The 18,158-nt window shown below is 43.0% G+C and carries 16 protein-coding genes and 1 CRISPR repeat array; of the genes, 7 read left to right on the forward strand and 9 right to left on the reverse strand.

The genetic code is table 11. The annotated features are described in order from the left end of the window. The first annotated feature begins 10 nt into the window (after positions 1 to 10). Positions 11 to 516: direct repeats of the CRISPR family, unit length 36 nt; unit sequence GATGAAATGAGACCTGATCATTGAAGGGATTGCGAC. Between the two features lie 622 nt (positions 517 to 1,138). Then, entirely contained in the window at positions 1,139 to 2,371 is a 1,233-nt protein-coding gene (locus N2317_06375; GenBank protein MCX7817117.1) for an ammonium transporter, read from the forward strand. A gap of 23 nt (positions 2,372 to 2,394) precedes the next feature. Continuing rightward, entirely contained in the window at positions 2,395 to 2,736 is a 342-nt protein-coding gene (locus N2317_06380; GenBank protein ID MCX7817118.1) for a P-II family nitrogen regulator, read from the forward strand. A 64-nt stretch (positions 2,737 to 2,800) separates the two neighbouring features. Here N2317_06380 and N2317_06385 read toward each other — a convergent pair whose 3' ends face one another. The 4 genes from N2317_06385 to N2317_06400 form a co-directional block, all read right to left on the reverse strand. Next, positions 2,801 to 3,262 (reverse strand): YbhB/YbcL family Raf kinase inhibitor-like protein, encoded by a 462-nt coding sequence (locus N2317_06385; GenBank protein MCX7817119.1) that lies wholly within the window; start codon positions 3,260 to 3,262, stop codon positions 2,801 to 2,803. 105 nt (positions 3,263 to 3,367) lie between these two features. After that, entirely contained in the window at positions 3,368 to 3,769 is a 402-nt protein-coding gene (locus N2317_06390; protein ID MCX7817120.1) for a type IV toxin-antitoxin system AbiEi family antitoxin domain-containing protein, read from the reverse strand. Between the two features lie 130 nt (positions 3,770 to 3,899). Next, positions 3,900 to 5,516 (reverse strand): CTP synthase, encoded by a 1,617-nt coding sequence (locus tag N2317_06395; GenBank protein MCX7817121.1) that lies wholly within the window; start codon positions 5,514 to 5,516, stop codon positions 3,900 to 3,902. Between the two features lie 11 nt (positions 5,517 to 5,527). Next, a complete protein-coding gene (locus N2317_06400) occupies positions 5,528 to 9,253 on the reverse strand; it encodes an SIS domain-containing protein (protein ID MCX7817122.1) in 3,726 nt (1,241 codons plus the stop codon). A 72-nt stretch (positions 9,254 to 9,325) separates the two neighbouring features. Between N2317_06400 and N2317_06405 the strand changes: the two genes are divergently transcribed. Both N2317_06405 and glmM read left to right on the forward strand, forming a co-directional pair. After that, positions 9,326 to 10,621, forward strand: a complete 1,296-nt coding sequence (locus tag N2317_06405; GenBank protein MCX7817123.1) for a UDP-N-acetylglucosamine pyrophosphorylase — start codon at positions 9,326 to 9,328, stop codon at positions 10,619 to 10,621. 18 nt (positions 10,622 to 10,639) lie between these two features. Then, complete coding sequence (glmM, locus tag N2317_06410) at positions 10,640 to 11,998, forward strand: phosphoglucosamine mutase (protein MCX7817124.1); 1,359 nt, start codon at positions 10,640 to 10,642, stop codon at positions 11,996 to 11,998. A gap of 12 nt (positions 11,999 to 12,010) precedes the next feature. Here glmM and N2317_06415 read toward each other — a convergent pair whose 3' ends face one another. The 3 genes from N2317_06415 to moaC are packed head-to-tail and all read right to left on the reverse strand — an operon-like array spanning position 12,011 to position 13,283. Further along, positions 12,011 to 12,274, reverse strand: a complete 264-nt coding sequence (locus N2317_06415; protein ID MCX7817125.1) for a hypothetical protein — start codon at positions 12,272 to 12,274, stop codon at positions 12,011 to 12,013. A 28-nt stretch (positions 12,275 to 12,302) separates the two neighbouring features. After that, positions 12,303 to 12,824 (reverse strand): hypothetical protein, encoded by a 522-nt coding sequence (locus tag N2317_06420; protein MCX7817126.1) that lies wholly within the window; start codon positions 12,822 to 12,824, stop codon positions 12,303 to 12,305. A 6-nt stretch (positions 12,825 to 12,830) separates the two neighbouring features. Further along, positions 12,831 to 13,283, reverse strand: coding sequence for a cyclic pyranopterin monophosphate synthase MoaC (moaC, locus tag N2317_06425; protein ID MCX7817127.1), 453 nt, complete (start codon positions 13,281 to 13,283; stop codon positions 12,831 to 12,833). Positions 13,284 to 13,422: 139 nt separating this feature from the next. Between moaC and N2317_06430 the strand changes: the two genes are divergently transcribed. The 3 genes from N2317_06430 (at position 13,423) to N2317_06440 (ending at position 16,998) form a co-directional block, all read left to right on the forward strand. Further along, complete coding sequence (locus N2317_06430) at positions 13,423 to 14,952, forward strand: YifB family Mg chelatase-like AAA ATPase (GenBank protein ID MCX7817128.1); 1,530 nt, start codon at positions 13,423 to 13,425, stop codon at positions 14,950 to 14,952. A 39-nt stretch (positions 14,953 to 14,991) separates the two neighbouring features. Continuing rightward, entirely contained in the window at positions 14,992 to 16,068 is a 1,077-nt protein-coding gene (locus N2317_06435) for a branched-chain amino acid aminotransferase (GenBank protein MCX7817129.1), read from the forward strand. 303 nt (positions 16,069 to 16,371) lie between these two features. After that, the gene (locus N2317_06440; GenBank protein MCX7817130.1) at positions 16,372 to 16,998 is read left to right on the forward strand and encodes an outer membrane lipoprotein carrier protein LolA; all 627 of its coding nucleotides are present in this window, start codon (positions 16,372 to 16,374) and stop codon (positions 16,996 to 16,998) included. Between the two features lie 5 nt (positions 16,999 to 17,003). Here N2317_06440 and N2317_06445 read toward each other — a convergent pair whose 3' ends face one another. Both N2317_06445 and N2317_06450 read right to left on the reverse strand, forming a co-directional pair. Next, positions 17,004 to 17,228, reverse strand: a complete 225-nt coding sequence (locus N2317_06445) for a DUF2905 domain-containing protein (GenBank protein MCX7817131.1) — start codon at positions 17,226 to 17,228, stop codon at positions 17,004 to 17,006. After that, the gene (locus N2317_06450) at positions 17,228 to 18,151 is read right to left on the reverse strand and encodes a radical SAM protein (protein MCX7817132.1); all 924 of its coding nucleotides are present in this window, start codon (positions 18,149 to 18,151) and stop codon (positions 17,228 to 17,230) included. Before N2317_06450 ends, N2317_06445 begins: the two co-directional genes overlap by 1 nt. Positions 18,152 to 18,158: the final 7 nt, after the last annotated feature.

The raw sequence follows: 18,158 nt of genomic DNA on the forward strand, positions 1-18,158 counted from the left end.
ATTTCTGAAGGATGAAATGAGACCTGATCATTGAAGGGATTGCGACCCATGTTCATCCTGGCATATTACATGGGGAACCATCGCGATGAAATGAGACCTGATCATTGAAGGGATTGCGACTTTATCTTTGTGAATGAGATAATTGTACAGTTCTTTAGCTAAGAGTGATGAAATGAGACCTGATCATTGAAGGGATTGCGACCTCCCGCAACCCCTACCCAACAAGATGGGTGGGGTCTTAACACAGATGAAATGAGACCTGATCATTGAAGGGATTGCGACCTTAAGGGGAGGGCCGCCGGTATTTTCTCCGCCCCGGCGGCGGATGAAATGAGACCTGATCATTGAAGGGATTGCGACGTGGGGTCTTAACACAAGAGACCCTTTCTCCGTGCGCTCAATGGATGAAATGAGACCTGATCATTGAAGGGATTGCGACATGACGCTCCTCCCCTACTCTGATATAGTAGTGCTTTTTCCGATGAAATGAGACCTGATCATTGAAGGGATTGCGACTTAAAGCTTTTTGTCCTTTGTTCCACGGTGTTCTGGAGATGAAATCGAAAATTTGTCGTCATCGGTACCTCCGACGACGACAAAACGACCCTCCATCTGGATTTGCTTCTACACAAGGTTACCAAAAGGCGTATGCCAGAATTCGTGGAAGCAATACTTTGGTCTATTTGCCGGTAAGTACAGTATGTTTGCAACGGTAAGGTTAAACTATGACGGAACAATACAGGAATTACAGGACGTTCTGTTTCCAAACGGTCGGCGAGTACCGCAGAGAATCTTCATCCGGTTACGTGCCTGCAATTATAGGGTTGCTAAAATTCAAGGGCAAAAAGTAGGACAATTTTATGTGCGGTATTTATCTCCACTCATGAACAGGTTGTTAAGATTATACGTGAATCTGTGCTTCGCAATTTTGAAGCGGGTAGAATACCGATGAAAAATAACACTTTTGTTACTTTGATTTTTTTTCCGAACGAAAATGTTTATTATGTCACTTTTTATTATTGCCCGCCTTGTTTCGTTGATCTTCCAGTATTCATTGCGAATTTAGCTCCTTTTGTTCCCCTGGCATAATATTTGTTCTGGCATTTGAGCGCATAGCTCAAATTATGGAGGTGATACAATGAATTCAGGGGATACTGCTTGGTTACTCATTTCTACCGTATTAGTTTTTTCGATGACCCTTCCTGGACTTGCGTTTTTCTATGGGGGACTGGTAAGGCGAAAAAATGTGCTTTCCATTTTAATGCAGTGTTTCTCAATCGCTGCGCTTATTGCCCTTCAGTGGGTTTTATTCGGTTACTCCTTATCTTTCGGACCAGATGTAGGTTACGGTGTTATAGGGGGCCTGGAGTGGGTAGGCTTAAGGGGAGTTGGAGCAAATCCTTTTTCTGAATATGCCGGAACTGTTCCGCATGCCCTTTTCATGGTTTTTCAATGCATGTTTGCTATCATAACACCAGCTCTTATGATAGGGGCTTGCGCTGAAAGGGTTAAGTTTTCTTCTCTCATGGTGTTTATCCTTCTCTGGGCTACATTTGTTTATGATCCTCTCGCGCACTGGGTATGGGGTAATGGCGGGTGGATGAAAGTACTTGGAGGTCTTGACTTTGCTGGTGGCATTGTTGTGCACGCAAGTTCGGGTGTATCTGCTCTGGTCATTTGTTTGCTGTTAGGTAAGCGGTCAGGTTATCTTAAAGAGCCCTTTAGACCACACAACCTACCACATACAATTCTTGGTGGATGCTTGCTCTGGATAGGTTGGTTCGGTTTTAACGCGGGTTCTGCCCTTGCTGCAAATGAGCTGGCCACTCATGCTTTAATTACGACACTTATTGCTCCTTCTGCTGCGGGTCTGACCTGGGCATGTATTGAGTGGTATGTTAACGAAAAACCTACAATACTTGGTGCCGTATCTGGAGCCTTAGCTGGATTAGTTGCTATAACCCCCGCTTGTGGTTACGTAAATGTGATGAACGCAGTTTTTATCGGAGTTATAGCTGGTGCTGTATGTTATCTTTTTGTCGTCAAGGTTAAGAACATTTTGGGATACGATGATTCTCTAGATGCATTTGGTATTCACGGCATAGGGGGTATATGGGGCACGATTGCCACAGGACTTTTCGCCGAAAAAGCTGTAAACAGTGCAGGTGCAGATGGTTTGTTTTTCGGCGGCTCTCAGCTTGTACCTCAACTAATTATGGTTCTTGTAGCCCCCATATTTGCTGCGGTCGTTACGTATATACTTTACAAAGCCGTTGATCTCACTCTGGGCTTAAGAGTGAATGATAAAGATGAGACAATTGGTTTAGATTTAACACAACACGGTGAAGCTGCATATACGGTAATCGAGTAGAATTGCAGGAAGGAGACATAAAAATGAAATACATAATCGCTATAATTCAACCACATAAACTTACGGATGTTATGAACGCACTTGAAAAGGCCAACATTCCCCTAATAACAGTTTCAAATGTTATTGGGAGAGGTCGCCAAAAAGGGATAACAGAAACATACCGCGGTACAAGAGAAGCGGGGAGTCTTTTGAAAAAAGTCAAAATTGAAATCGCAGTTAACGACGAATTTGTTTTTCCTGCTGTTGAGGCGATTACATCGGCTGCGAAGACAGGTGAAATCGGGGATGGAAAAATCTTTATTTTCGATCTTCTTGAAGCAATAAGAATAAGGACAGGAGAAAGGGGTGCTGAAGCTATCGGCTAAGCTTCAACGTTTGATTTGAAAGGTCAGTGGAGGGCAAAGTTTGAAAGTTTCTGTTAAAAGATGGCTATTTTTTCCGGCTGTACCTGCCCATGAGAATCGCTTCAGACAAAACTTTGCCCTTCATCGATTGGAGAACGTCGTTCTTTGTTGCACCTGGACCTAAATCGAGCACTGCATCTAAAGCATAAATCTTGAAGAAGTATCTGTGTGTTCCACTTGGAGGACAGGGACCTCCATAACCGATTTTTGCCCAGCTATTAAGCCCGTGCTTTGCACCAGTGACAGGGAGCACATTCCTTGCGGGTATATTCTCCTCAAGCTTTCTCACATTTGCAGGAATGTTGTATACAACCCAATGGACCCACGTTCCCTTGGGGGCGTCGGGATCGTCACAAATTAAAACAAATGATTTTGTGTTCGCTGGGATATTTCCCCATTCAAGAGGTGGCGAGATGTTTTCTCCATCGCAGGTGTATTTTGGAGGAATGAGATCCCCGTGTTTAAATGCGGTACTTCTAAGGTACATTTTGTCTTCTTTACTTTCTCCAAACGCAACCCCATAAAAAACAAGTGCGAAAAAAAACATTAATATCAGATGTGCTGCTCTATTCATGGCAGATAACCAAATTGCTCAGGCGCCTATGTAGACCCCTCTTTTGAGCTTTTTAATCAAGCCTTTTTTCTCTGCTCTGTAGACGATAGTTCTTATCTGTCTCTCAGGAATCCCCGTTTTCTGGGAAATCTCCTTTGTAGTAATTCCTTCGGGCTGTTCTTTAATTGCTGCTACTACTGCTTCAGAACCCGGTTCTCTTCTCCTTGCTCGCTTTGATGTTCTTACCGGTGTTTTAAGAACGGCTGTTTTCTTTGTTTTCGTTATTTCTTGTTTGGTATGAACTTTTTCTACTTCTGGTGCGGAAGTGGTAATAAGGGATTGGATCTTATCAAAGTAGGTACGCACGAATTTTTCTGAACCTTCAATTTCAATTTCACGTGTTATTGGATTAAACTTTATCCTCGAGGGTAAATTTTTCATGATTTACTCCTTTCAATGGTGAAATTCATTTTCTTATAAATTATAGTAAGTTGTGAGTCAATACAATTTTGCTAAAAAATTGAAAAATTTTTATTTGATAAATGATTGGAAAAGTATACTGGCTTTTGTATCAAAGTTTCTTTTTTTTTCGGTTGTAATTCAGTGCCGCTTCGATGAATTTACGGAAAAGGGGATGGGGGTTTACAGGTCTTGATTTAAATTCCGGGTGAAACTGACAGCCGAGAAACCAAGGGTGATCCGGAAGTTCCACGATTTCTGCAAGTTTGTTGTCGGGGGAAGTACCTGTTATTTTCAACCCTTTGGATGTCAGAAGGTCTTTAAAAGCATTGTTGAATTCATATCGGTGACGGTGTCGTTCTGAGATCCTGTCTGTTTTATACGCATCTATTGCAAGTGAGGGTTTTGCAAGAACGCACGTGTATGCACCGAGACGCATGGTTGCACCTTTGTCCTTTATATTTCGCTGTTCTGGTAAGAGATCAATAACTGGATAAGGTGTTTTTTCATTGAATTCAGAACTGTTTGCCTCTTTCAGACCACAAACATTTCTGGCAAATTCGACGACCGCCATCTGCATACCGAGGCATATGCCGAAAAAGGGGATTTTTTTCTCACGAGCATAGCGTATAGCCTGAATCATACCTTCTATTCCTCTCTCGCCGAAACCACCAGGAACGAGAATACCATCAGCCCCATTCAGTTGATGGTCTAAATTCTCCTTTTCGATTTTTTCCGAATCAACGTATTTTAAATTTACCCTGCAGTCGTTGGCTATGCCTCCGTGGACAAGGGCTTCGTTTAGGCTTTTGTATGAATCCACAAGGTTAACATATTTTCCAACAACAGCAATCGAAACCTCCCTTGAAGGATTCATTATCTTACGCACAACCCTTCGCCAAGCCTCAAGATGAGGCCGTCCTGTCCAGATGTTCAGAAGATCAACAATTTTTTCATCCACACCCTCTGCATGGAAATTAAGAGGAACTTCATAAACGCAGTTGACATCTTTGGCTGTGAAAACACAGTCAAAATCCACGTTGCAAAATAACGCAATCTTTGCCTTTATCTCTTCAGGGAGGAGATTTTCAGCACGGCATAGAAGTATATCTGGTTGGATACCGATTTCCCGTAGTGCCTTTACACTGTGCTGGGTGGGTTTGGTTTTTACTTCACCTGCTGTTTTTATGTATGGCACCCATGTTAAATGGATGAATATTGCATTTTGCCTGCCGACTTCATTGCGAAACTGTCTCACAGCTTCAAGAAAAGGTAGACTCTCAATATCACCTACAGTGCCTCCAATCTCCACTATGGCTACATCGAAACCTTCAGCATTCTTCTTGATGAAATCTTTTATTTCATCCGTGATATGAGGGATGACCTGAACGGTTTTACCCAAATATTCTCCCCGCCGTTCTTTAGTTATAACGGAGTAGTAAACCTGCCCTGCTGTGAGATTATTCATGCGTCCCATTCTGGTAGATGTGAATCGCTCATAATGGCCCAGGTCGAGGTCGGTTTCCGCTCCATCATCTGTAACGTAGACTTCGCCGTGTTGGAAAGGATTCATCGTTCCAGGATCAACGTTTATGTAAGGGTCAAGCTTTTGATTGGTTACCCTTAGTCCACGGCACTCAAGGAGCGCTCCAATTGATGCTGCCGCAAGGCCTTTACCAAGAGATGAGAGGACTCCCCCTGTAATAAAAATGAATTTGGTGCGTTTCACGATGTTTACTCCTAATTTGTCTGTTTATTGTCCATTGTTTCCTTTATTCTGGTTGCAATTAGCTCTGCAGGTTCGCATAACAAGTCCTCCACACTTATCTGAGAGATGTAATTATCGCGCCAGTTTAAATTGTACTCGTTAATCGTGTTCTTTATATCGTTGAATTTGTAGCCCAGTACGGCAATCTTCTCATGTAGCGGAAGTTCTTCGTTGAATGTGACATGGACGAGCAACAGATGACTAACCTTGTTTGTGTCGCCCAACAAGGGTATGATCACGATGGGAAACCCATCTTGTTTACCTTTGCCAATGTATATGTGTTTTGTACTAACGATAGTCCTCTTTGTTCCCATTAGGTGAGGTGATGTTTCTGTACGGGATCTCAATTGCAGGGAGATCCCATCCCTTTTGCTAATTTTTATAGTAGAGGTTTCAGTAGGATTGCCCTCAATATCTAGATTATCTATGCTGTAGAGCGTATATCCCCGTATAAGTCTAATTGCGGGTTGCACTCTCTTTATGTCAAGTACATTTCTGGTTGTAAGACTGCGGTGCGTGAAAGAAAGTTGCTTAATCAGGTCAAAGATTATTCCCGAAGGTAGGTATTCTTTTCTACTTGTTCCCACTGTTACCGTTTTTGCCTGGTGACGTATTGCGTCTATGGGTCTTGTAAGCTCATCAATTATTTGCCCTAAACTTAGATCAAGGCGCTCAATGGGTGAGGTTTCTTCTGTACCAAAATCACTCCAGAATTCTTCCAGTGGGATTTTTCCCATTGCATATTTCAGAAGCAGAACCACATCGGTAAGTGTTTGGGAAGTGGCAAGAGTAAAGGCCCCATCAAGACGCCGTCTGTTGATTTCTCTATTGTAGTCCATTATGAACTGACGGAATTTCCTATCCATTATTTTTTCAAAGAACGAGGTGGGCCTTTTACCCTTATTTAAAAGGGATATTTCCAATTTATTCCTAAACTCTTTAAGGAAGGATGCCTCCTCGTCTATGCTTGAGGCTGCATAATAACCCCATAAATGCCCTGCCATCGTGTTCAATATGATAGATGTAGGAACAGATGCCTTTGGGATGGGTATTACGTAATCGGCGAATTCGTCAAAACGATCGTCTCCTTCATCTGCAAATACAACCACGTGTGATTTGTGGGCTTTAAAAATTGCCACATCTTTTGCAATATCTGAGAGTACCGTTTCAGGGGTTCCAGCAGCGCACACTAGGACAAGTGGTTCGGCAGACAGATCAATGTGCTTTTTGTTTTCGATTATGTCTGAGGAGATGGTTTTGTAGCATAACTCGCTTAGTTTTATTCTTATTTCATCTGCTGCGATTTTGTTTGGGCCACTACCTACAACTGCCCAGTATCTTTTCCTTTTTGCAAGCTTTGTGGCGGATTCTCTTATTAGATCTTTACGTTCAAAGAGTATCTCCATCAACATTGGCGCTCGTTCTAAGTTATTGATTTCTGTTACAATTGCATCGTCTGTCATGGTTCCCAACAACTGAGCAAAGTATAAACCTAAAAGGTGTCCAGCTGCTATCTGTGAATAGTACGCTTTGGTGGAGGCGACGGACATCTCAATATCTCTGCCATCACTTGTGTAGAACACACCGTGCGATTTGTGGGTTATGTCAGATTGTCTTCTATTTACAATCGCCACAACGGCAGCACCTCTCTGGAGTGAAAGTGCCACAGCTCTGTTGGTATCGGTGGTTGTTCCCGACTGTGTTATGGGGATGATGAGAGATACTTTCATCTCTTCATAATCCATAAAGCCACTTAATTCAGAGGCTACTTTTGCCTCAATTTTTAATCCTGACCCCTTTAGATATCTGTTCATTCCCTCTGCTACAGCCATACCGGCTACAGCTGCTGTCCCGTGACCTATTATGAAAATGTTTCTTATGTGTTTTTTGAGAAGTTTCTCTTCAATCCACTGGGGGAGTATATCTTCGCCAAAGTTAAAGTGAATTTTATTCCTTGTAAATCGGTACCTGCCCTTGAGAGTTTTACTTACAGATTTAGATGATTCGTGTATCTCTTTGAGGAAGTAGTGGGGATAACCACGCCTATCAATGTCTCTTGTTGTAATTTCAGCTTTTTCGATGTGTTTCTCCTCAAGTACAAAAGGAGTGCCGTCGTAGAAAAATGACTTTATAGATTTGATACCCCCTTCACCATCCTGTTCAAGGACGAATATCTGTCCCATTGGCTCTTCTTTGCCCGGTGGTGTAAGCTCGCCATTCAGCTTTATGTATTTCTGCGTTAATTCAACGATACCGTACAGTTCGGAGGCAAAAATGTAACCGTCCGGTGTGAGACCAACGTAAATCGCCTGACCACTCCCTCTAAGGGCAAGAAACGCTTTTCCTGGCTCTATATTACTGATCATGGCAATTGCATGGGATCCTTCAAAAGCAGATACGGCAGATCTAAAGGACTCTTCGAGGTCCAGTCCCTCTTGGAGGTATTTTTCAATAAGCAGGGGTATTATCTTTGTGTCTGTAGTTACACTGGGGTTGATCAATTCTTCGTCTTTTTCGAGGTCGCGTCTAAGCGCAGGGTAATTGTCTATATCACCGTTTAGAATTACTTCGATACTCCAACGACCATACCCATAGTGGGGATAATACTTCCAGCCATTTAGTTTATCAAAAGTGTAGTTATTTACGGGATGGCAGTTTTCCTCGGTTATGGCTCCCACGGAGGCCCACCTGGTATGGGCAAAAGATACTTCGTTTTCTGACTCAAAATTGGCGAACTCTTTCAGTATGTCGTCTCGGGATATTAAGGTTCTTAGTTCCTGAACGTTTTTCCCCAGTGATCCAACAACCGACCAAGTTTTGTAGACGAAGGATACTGAGATGGGGTGGTTGTTTGTTCTACCGTCCTCAAAATCTATTGAGAGGGAAATACTGTAATTTAGAAGATCACCGGGCCTGCTTCTGTTTATAAATTCTTCCCAGAGGCCTTTATCCTTTAGCCGGTTTATTATGGTTTCGAATTGAACCTTGTCTTTAAAGGAAAAACTTATTTCAACTCCCGCAGAATCACGGCCTCTTACCTCCAGTCTATCAAGACTATTGAGCAGTAGGTTCAATCGGTGGTACCTGTGAAATGCAACCGAAGAAATCTCATTTATGCTGTGTGCGCCTGCCAGTGATATTATTTTGTTTTTGTTATCCAGTACATCGTACTCCAGACCCCACGCAATATCCCTGAGTATTGAGAGTCGACTGTTTATTAACTCCATCTCTGATGTGGAACGCCCGCTTGCATAGTTATCTATATTTTTTTCCTCTGATGTTATGAACGTGTTCAAATCCTGTAGGCTGGTTTTCAGTTGTTTCTCCATCTCTTCATTGCGGATAATTGATTCAAAAGAGACATCTGATTTAATTGCTTGGTATGACTCTTCCAGCTCCCTTAAGATGTCATCACCGCCGAGATATTGGTCAACGGAAGTTGTACCGTTTAGTAAAATGTGGAATCCTTTGCATAAGGCTTTTTTAAAGGTCTCGCTGAATTTTTCGAGATGAACTTTACTGTTAGAGGTGAGGGGTCTTTTCACGTGCAAAATACCCACAATTCCGCAGGACAGCACTCCTGGCAAAAGTGGGAACAGTATGACAGCAGGGGGAACTACCCTGCCCGGGTCACAGCCTATGTAAATGGACCAGGATTTGATGAAACGGAAGACCTTTTCGATTTTTTTGTATATCATGTGGTTGGTTTTTAACTTATAGACGTTCGCTTTGTCAATAAAAGTGTAGGACCTTCATAGTGATGTGCAAGGTTGACATGGTCAGCTTTTGATGATACTGCCTTGGGCCATCCATGGTCTAGACAACACATAGGTGCCATGTCGAAGGAAGCCATTGAAATTTTGAAGAGAAAGGGAGTTACTTTTCTGCACCCTGATAGTGTGTACATTGGAGCGGAAGTGGTTCTCGAAAACTTTGCGGGTGAAGGGGTGGTTATTTTCCCCCACTGCCGGATCATGGGAGATAGAACGGTGATTGGGCCATTTGTTGAGTTGGGGAGGGAAGGCCCTGTTACCATAGAGAACTGTCGAGTTGGGAGGGGTGTGAAGCTTAGAGGTGGTTATTTTAGAGAGTCAGTCTTTCTCCCAGGAGTGGAAATAGGGGGTTGTGCTCAGGTTCGAGAGGGTTGTATCCTGGAAGAGCAAGCTCGGTGTGCCCACTCTGTGGGGTTAAAACAGACGATTCTTTTTCCCTTTGTAACACTGGGAAGTCTTATTAACTTCTGTGATTGTCTCATGGCGGGAGGGACAGATAGAGAAAATCACAGTGAAGTGGGAAGTTCTTACATTCACTTCAACTTCACACCGAGGGGAGATAAAGCCACGCCATCACTGATAGGTGATGTTCCCCGAGGTGTAATGTTAAGGGAAAAGCCCATTTTTTTGGGGGGGCAAGGAGGGATAGTTGGTCCGTTGAGGATTGAATATGGGGTAGTTGTGGCGGCGGGAACTATTTTAAGGAGGGACGTACTGGAACAGAACGTTAAAATCCTACCCGTTCGACAACCAACTTCCCAATTTGGGAAGACCTCCAGAGGGACATACTCATTGGAGAGAATATTTGCAAAAAATGTTAATTACATCGCCAATCTTTTCGCTTTGAAGTTCTGGTATCGTTATGTACGGGAGCCTTTTTTCTTAAAAAGTTCGTATGATAGAATTTTATTTAACGGCGCTCTGGAGACATTGGAAGGTGCCATAGAGGAGCGAAAGAAGAGGTTGAGGGATTTTCTATTTCTTGTGAGTAAACGCGAGGTTGGGTATTCAGAAAGTGTAGTTTCCCCTCTTGATTCAACTGATTTTAGTGCGTATGCGGATAAGATTGACAAAGTTTTTTCCGATTTTCACGAAAGCGAAGAGATGATCGTCTTGAAAGAGGAATTCCTCCATGTTTTCTCGGATCATCTAAACAAAGATAAGATGGATTACGTAACAACGATCAAGAGTATACCGTTTTCTGTGGCACAGTTGGGAACGCAATGGTTAAAAACTGTTGTGGATGGTTTGTGGCATCTAGCAAGCAAAGCGGTACCTGTACTCAACCTATAGCAGTAGGGAAGGTGATCTATGGGGAAGTTGTTTGGCACGGATGGCATAAGAGGAAGGGCTAATCAGTACCCTATGAACGGCGAAACGGTTTTTTCCATAGGGCAGGCTGTTACGTACTACCTTCGGCAAAAAAATCAAAAACCTAGATTGGTTTTGGGAAGAGATACGAGAATATCGGGTTATATGATCGAAAGTGCCTTGCAAGCGGGTATAACGTCTATGGGAGGTACTGCACTGCTTGTGGGGGTTATGCCAACACCTGGTGTAGCATTCATCACTAGGGCCGTTAAGGCTGATTGTGGAATTGTTATTTCGGCCTCCCATAATTCCTATGAGGATAATGGGATAAAGATATTCTCCGATAGAGGTTTTAAACTTTCCGATGATGAAGAAACCAAGCTCGAAAAGTTGATCCTCTTCGATGAAATGTCGACACATCTTCCTGGTCCCAGTGGTCTGGGTTGTTCTTTACCTCTTGCGGACGGTTATAAGTGTTATGTGGATTACCTGAGAAGTACGTTTCCAAGAGATCTCTCTTTGAAAGATGTGAAGATAGTAGTTGATGCGGGAAACGGGGCAACGTATAGGGTGGTGGAAGATGTTTTTCCATTTACTGGTGCCGATGTAGATATCATTCATAATACCCCTAACGGATTCAATATCAATGATCACTGTGGCACTCAGGATACGGAGAATCTAAAGAGACGAGTGTTAGAGAAAAGGGCAATGTTGGGTTTGGCATTTGACGGGGACGGGGACCGGTTGGTAGCTGTTGATGAGAATGGTGAGGAGATTAATGGAGATAAGTTGTTGTTCATCTTCGCCAAAGCGCTTAAGGAGGAGGACCGTCTCAAGAACAATATCGTTGTTAGTACTGTTATGAGTAATCTGGGGTTCAGGATGGCGTGCCGAAAATGCGGGATAGCCACATACGAAGCTCCAGTTGGGGATAAGTATGTGCTAGAGGCGATGCATCGTTTGGGATCAGTCCTGGGAGGAGAACAGGCAGGTCACATAATTTTTCTCGATCATAGTACCACTGGTGATGGAATTGTTGCGGCACTTCAGCTACTTGCCGTTATGGTGAAAAAAGGAAAGACCCTTTCTGAATTGGCAGAAGAGGTTATCATGTTTCCCCAAAAACTCATTAATGTGCCTGTGAGGGAAAAGAGGAAACTGGACGAAATGCCGTATTTAAAGGATGCAATAGCTGAGGCGGAATCCCAACTTGGCGATGAGGGAAGAATAATTGTCAGGTATTCTGGGACGGAAAACGTGTGTCGTGTAATGGTAGAGGCTTCCTCGCCGGAAGTCGCTGAACGAATTTGTAAGGATATTGCCTCTATAGTTGAACGCGAGATAGGTTTGAATCCTTAAAAGGAGGGGTTCTTAAAGGCCGTATTTATTCATCTTTTTCTGCAGTGTATTTCGGTTTATACCCAGGTAGCTTGCAGCTTTGCTTTTAATGGAGTTATTTCTCTCCAGAGCTATTTTTAGAAGACTTCTTTCCACCATTTCCATTATTTCTTCATACAGGTGACTTTTTTCTCCTGGTGGCACAGCAAGAACCGTGGTTATATCTGCTATTCTTTCATCAATGATGGCTTGGACCAACTCTCGGGGCGAGGTTGGTTCATCTTTTTTTTTATTCACGTTCACCTCCGAAAATAGGAAAAGTTTTTTACGAATTAATTTTAACCCAAATAATAGCTGCCAGGATAACAGCGGCTATCCAGGCGGCAACTAAATCGGACGTATTTCGAACAGGATTCTCTATCTGATCCCGGGCTTCTTTTTCAACCTCTATTTCTGGACTGGGCAGATGGCTTATGATACTTTGGATGAGATTTGGAAAGCGTTCATATGCGTTGGATATGATCTGTAAACCTCTCTTCGTCGTAAGGAGTATGTAGACTTTACTCCTGATTACGAGACATCCCACGTGGGTAATATCATCCCAGCTTAGCTTTTTTACGCGAAAATATTTTTTGATGGTTAGAGCTTCATCGGTAATGGTAATCTTTCGGATGAAAATTTCCCATAATACGAAGAGAAGAGGTATGAAAAACAGGGTGAGAACCCCTCTTTCCACTGTGGATCCTTTCCAGAAATAGACGAGACTAACAAGTACCCCCATAAGAATAACATCAAGTGTGAAGGGAATAACGAATGATTTTCTGATTTTGTAAGTTTGTTCAGCCATAGACTGTCAGCGGTGTATATTTCCGCTTTTACCTCCTTCTTTCCAGAGCAGGTGTATATTTTTTATGGTTATGTTTTTGTCAACAGATTTGCACATATCGTAGACAGTGAGAGCAGCCACACTAACTGCTGTTAAAGCTTCCATTTCTACACCGGTTCTTCCGTTACTACTCACCTTCGCCTCGATAGTTATCTCGCCTGTGCCGGGTGTTGTTTGAAGGGAAACATCCACACCTGTTATTTCAATGTTATGACAGAGGGGAATAATTTCCCCTGTTTTTTTGGCTGCCATAATCGCTGCTATGCGGGCCACATTGAAAACGTCACCTTTAGGAATTTTACCTTCCTCGATGTACTCTATGGTTTTTTGATCTAAGCATACCGTTGCCCTTGCACAAGCCACCCTACGTGAGATGGGTTTATCCGTGACATCTACCATGTTTACACTATGGGGATCCATGTTCCTTTACTTCCACCTTTCAGACGACATTAACACACACATTTTTATACCGTCAAGCGGCCTGTTTTTCCGTTGGGGTCTATATGAAAAAACTTGCCGCTTTTCTTATTTTTGGATAAAGTTCCAAGTATACGGAATTATGATAGTTAAAGTTATCAGCTGTGCAACCATTGGCATAAATGCGTACAGAGTGGATGTGGAGGTAGATACATCTACAGGTCTTCCCCATTTTTCTACCGTAGGATTGCCCGATGTTGCTGTTAAGGAGAGTAAGGATCGGATTAAGGCCGCTGTTAAGAATTCTGGTTATCCCTTCCCTCGGCATCACGTGACGGTTAATCTGGCTCCCGCTGATGTGCGTAAAGAAGGGACGTCGTTTGATCTTCCCATAGCCGTAGCTATACTCGCTACTCAGTCACTGATCGATGTTGCTCGTCTTTCTGATTATCTCATTTTAGGTGAACTTTCCCTTGATGGAGGTGTGAAAGGGGTCCGAGGGGTTATGTCGGCGGCTTTTTTGGGCAGATCTTTAGGATTAAGGGGAATAATTCTTCCCTTTGATAACGCATATGAAACATCTTTCGTTCAAGGTATCGACGTTTTTCCAGTCAGACACCTTTCTGATGTTGTGGAGTTCCTTGGGGGTCGAAAAGAAATAGAACCATTCAAGGGGAATATCGACGAGATTTTGAAGAGAAGATCCACGTACAGTGTAGATTTTCGAGATGTAGCAGGACAGGATCATGTTAAGAGGGCACTAGAAGTAGCGGCTGCAGGAGGGCATAACGTCCTGATGATTGGGCCACCAGGCAGTGGAAAAACAATGCTGGCAATGCGATTGCCCACAATTCTTCCTGAACTTTCTTTTGAAGAAGCTATTGAGACCACAAAAATTTATTCTGTGGCAGGTCTTTTGAGTAGAGACGAATGCATAATTACGAACCGGCCCTTCAGAAACCCACATCATACTATCTCCGATGCTGGTCTTGTTGGAGGAGGTCAGACACCAAAACCAGGCGAAATAAGCCTTGCTCATAACGGTGTTCTTTTCCTGGATGAGTTGCCGGAATTCCGGAGGAATGTCTTAGAATCACTGAGACAACCTATGGAAGAAGGTACTGTAACTATCTCCCGTTCGACCATCTCAATTACATTTCCCGCTCGTTTTATGCTTGTCGCGGCTATGAATCCCTGTGTCTGCGGACATTATGGAGATGCTGTTAGAGTGTGCCGTTGTACTGCGCAACAGATACGTCAGTATCAGGGCAGGATTTCCGGCCCATTGCTAGACCGCATTGATATTCATGTAACAGTTCCTGCTGTCAGACACCGGGATATCAGAGGTAGATATTCAGCGGAATCATCTGCAGCCATCAGAGAGCGTGTTGTAAGAGCACGAGATGTGCAGCGCAGACGATTCACATCTCGAGAGGGGGTGCTAAACGCTCGCATGACAGAAGCAGATATAAAAGAGTTTTGTCGACTTGATGAGGAATCAATGAGAATTTTGGAGATGGCAATGGAGAAACTTGGCTTAAGTGCTAGGGCATATGCGAAAGTGCTGAAAGTAGCTAGAACTATTGCAGATTTGGATGGGAGCTTTGAAATAAAAACACCGCATGTGGCTGAAGCAATTCAGTATCGTAGTCTTGATATGCGCATAGTTTAGTGTTAAGTCGAAAATGATAATAACTAAGGAGGGTGTAAATTGAAGGAGAAAATTCAGAAAATGTTGGTAGAAAAGGGCAAACCAAAACCCCAGGATGAGAGTCAGCTCGGTTTTGGTAAGATTTTCACTGACCACATGTTTACTATGTACTACACCCAAGAAAAAGGTTGGCACAATCCCACCATAGGTCCGTACAGAGAAATTGCACTGGATCCTGCGGCTATATGCCTTCATTATGGACAGCTGATATTCGAAGGACTTAAAGCTTATCGGGGCGGGAAGGGTGAGATATATCTGTTTCGCCCCTGGGAGAATATCAGGCGAATGAATAACTCCGCAATACGTCTCTGTATGCCCACTATTGATGAGGAGTTCTTTTTAGAAGCAATGAAAGAACTTGTAGTTACTGAGAGAGATTGGATTCCACGGGGTAGGGGTACATCTCTATACATCCGTCCCACAATGATTGCCACAGAAAAGGCACTGGGTGTACATGCTGCGAATGAATATCTATTTTTCATCATAGTGTGTCCAGTAGGGGCATATTATCCTGAGGGTTTTAATCCGACGAAGATATACGTAACTGAGGAATACGTGAGGGCTGCTCCAGGTGGGGTAGGTTTTTGCAAGGCAGCAGGTAATTACGCTGCAAGTCTTCTGGCAAGCACATTAGCTCAGAAAAAAGGATACACCCAAGTCCTTTGGTTAGATGCCGTTCACAGGCGTTACGTCGAAGAAGTGGGAACGAGCAACATCTTCTTTTTGATTAACGGTGAGCTAGTAACCCCACCACTTACGGGAACTATTTTACCCGGTGTAACCCGTGATTCTGTAATTAAAATTGCCAGACACTGGGGTATAAAAGTGGTTGAAAGAGCCATTTCGATAGACGAAGTAATAGAGGGGGCAGAGAAGGGAACATTAAGCGAAGTTTTCGCCACAGGAACTGCAGCAATTATTTCACCTGTGGGCTGTTTAAATTACGGTGGCCGTGAATATATCATTAACCAAGGGAAAACGGGGGAATTGACGGAGAAATTGTATAATGAAATCCTGCAGATTCAGTACGGTGAAAAGGAAGACCCCTTTGGATGGAGATTGAGGATCTTTGGATGATTTTTTAGGATTTGTCAATGATAACGCTATGTTATTTAGATTTTAACATATTTGTGGACAGACCTGTGGATAAACCTGTGGACGAATACTTTAAGTGTGCGAAGAACAGATAAAACCATCGATTTGCCTAACGAGTGAGCACCGGGAAGTTCCAATAATATCAATAACTTGAGGTATTTTTTTGTCAGATACGATACTTACAGAAGAGAGGGGTTTGGGATTTCGAAGGTATTGGAAATGAGAAATGAATCATCTAATTGTTCGATTTTTTTAGTTTTTTATTTTTTCGTTGGGTGTCTCTTCGTGTTTTGTTTGTTCCCATTGAATGCATCTGGTCAGTTATCACTCGAGGAGGTCGTTGACAAAGTTCAACGTAATTATGAGAAGATTATTGATTTAAAGGCTAATTTCCATCAGGAAACGTATGTTCCATATTTGAAGAGATCGGTGATTGAGGACGGGACGGTGTTCTTTAAGAAACCGGGAAAGATGAGATGGGATTACAAGCATCCTACATCAAAGACTCTATACTTAACTTCTGCTAAAGCGTGGTTGTATGTACCGAAGGAAAGAGCGGTATATGTACAGGATGTGAAAAGGTTGTTCGATACGCAGCTACCTCTGCGTCTGTTAAGCGGCAAAGCAAACTTGAAGGAGGATTTTATAGCCAGATTTGATCCCGCGGGTCCTATGGATAAAAATGGGAATTATCTGCTCCAACTAGATGAGCGCAGATCGGAGTGGGGTGTGAGAGGTATCGGAATAAAGATTGATGGTCAGGAATTCTATATTTTATCGTTGAGTTTTTCGGATGTTCAGGGAAATTCGACTGTTATCAGTTTTAAAGATCTCCGTATTAATGAAGGGATTTCAGATAGTGTTTTCGTTTTCCAACCACCTCGGGGTATTCAGGTGTATGATCACCCCTAGATGGGTTATTTTCGGCCCATAAGCCAGAAAAAGATGGTGAGAAGCACACTAACAAGTATACAAGTGGTTATAGGAAAATAGAAGGTAAAACGTTCACCTTTAAAGTAAATATCTCCTGGTAGACGACCAATCCACGGTAACTTACTCCCCAGTGCTACAATGATTCCAATCCCCGTTATTACAAGACCAATGATTATTAGTAGTCTTCCTAATCCAAAAAACTCATTCATTAAATCCCATCCCAGTTAAAGGGTTTTTCTCTATCAAAGTCGGGCATTATATGCTTATCGTTCAATTCTTGTATATATATCACTTCGAATCCCATGTCCAGAGCAGCCTCGATAATGATATCGTATTCCTCCTTCAAAATACGTCTGTTTAAAGGTGGCTGGTTTTTCACCTTTGGTGTGGGTGTGTATTGGGACATGAGGCTCAGCGGTACTTCCGTTGATATCTCACGGCTGATTATTCTCAGCACTTCAAGACTGTTTTCAATCTCCCCGGGAAGCACAAGGTGGCGTATGAGAAGGCCACGACGAGCAATACCATCCTTCGTTTCCAGTGTATTACCTACTTGATCTGCCATTTCTTTTATGGCAAGCAACGTTTTAGCAACGTAGTCAGGAGCCTTTGCGTAACGTAGCGCTATCTCATCATTTCCAAACTTGAAGTCGGGCATATATATATCCACAAGACCTTTTAGTAATTTTAGCGTTGATAGTTCCTCGTATCCACTGCTGTTATTGATGAAAGGCACGGTGAGTCCGTTTAGTCGTGCCTTCACCAAACCTGCCACTACAAATGGTATATGTGGTGTAGGGGTAACTGCCTCTATGTTGTGACATCCCTGGGCTTCCAGCGACAACATCAATTGGGCAAGGTCTTCAACGGTCATTTTTTCGCCCCGGATGGCATGACTGATCTGATAATTCTGACAAAAAATGCAGCGGAGGTTACACCCGGAAAAGAAGATTGTACCTGCTCCTTTTGAACCTGAAATAGGTGGTTCTTCTCCGAAATGAGGTAGGGCAGATGCCACCTGGAGAACATCTTCCACACCGCAGAAACCTCGCTCTCCTTTTGTTCTGTCAACCCCGCATTTACGGGGACAGAACTTACAATTTTTCAGGAGTTCGAAAAGATAGTTATCCATTCTGAGG

This window comes from Syntrophales bacterium (assembly GCA_026417625.1).
Lineage (GTDB): Bacteria > Desulfobacterota > Syntrophia > Syntrophales > UBA8958 > JAOACW01.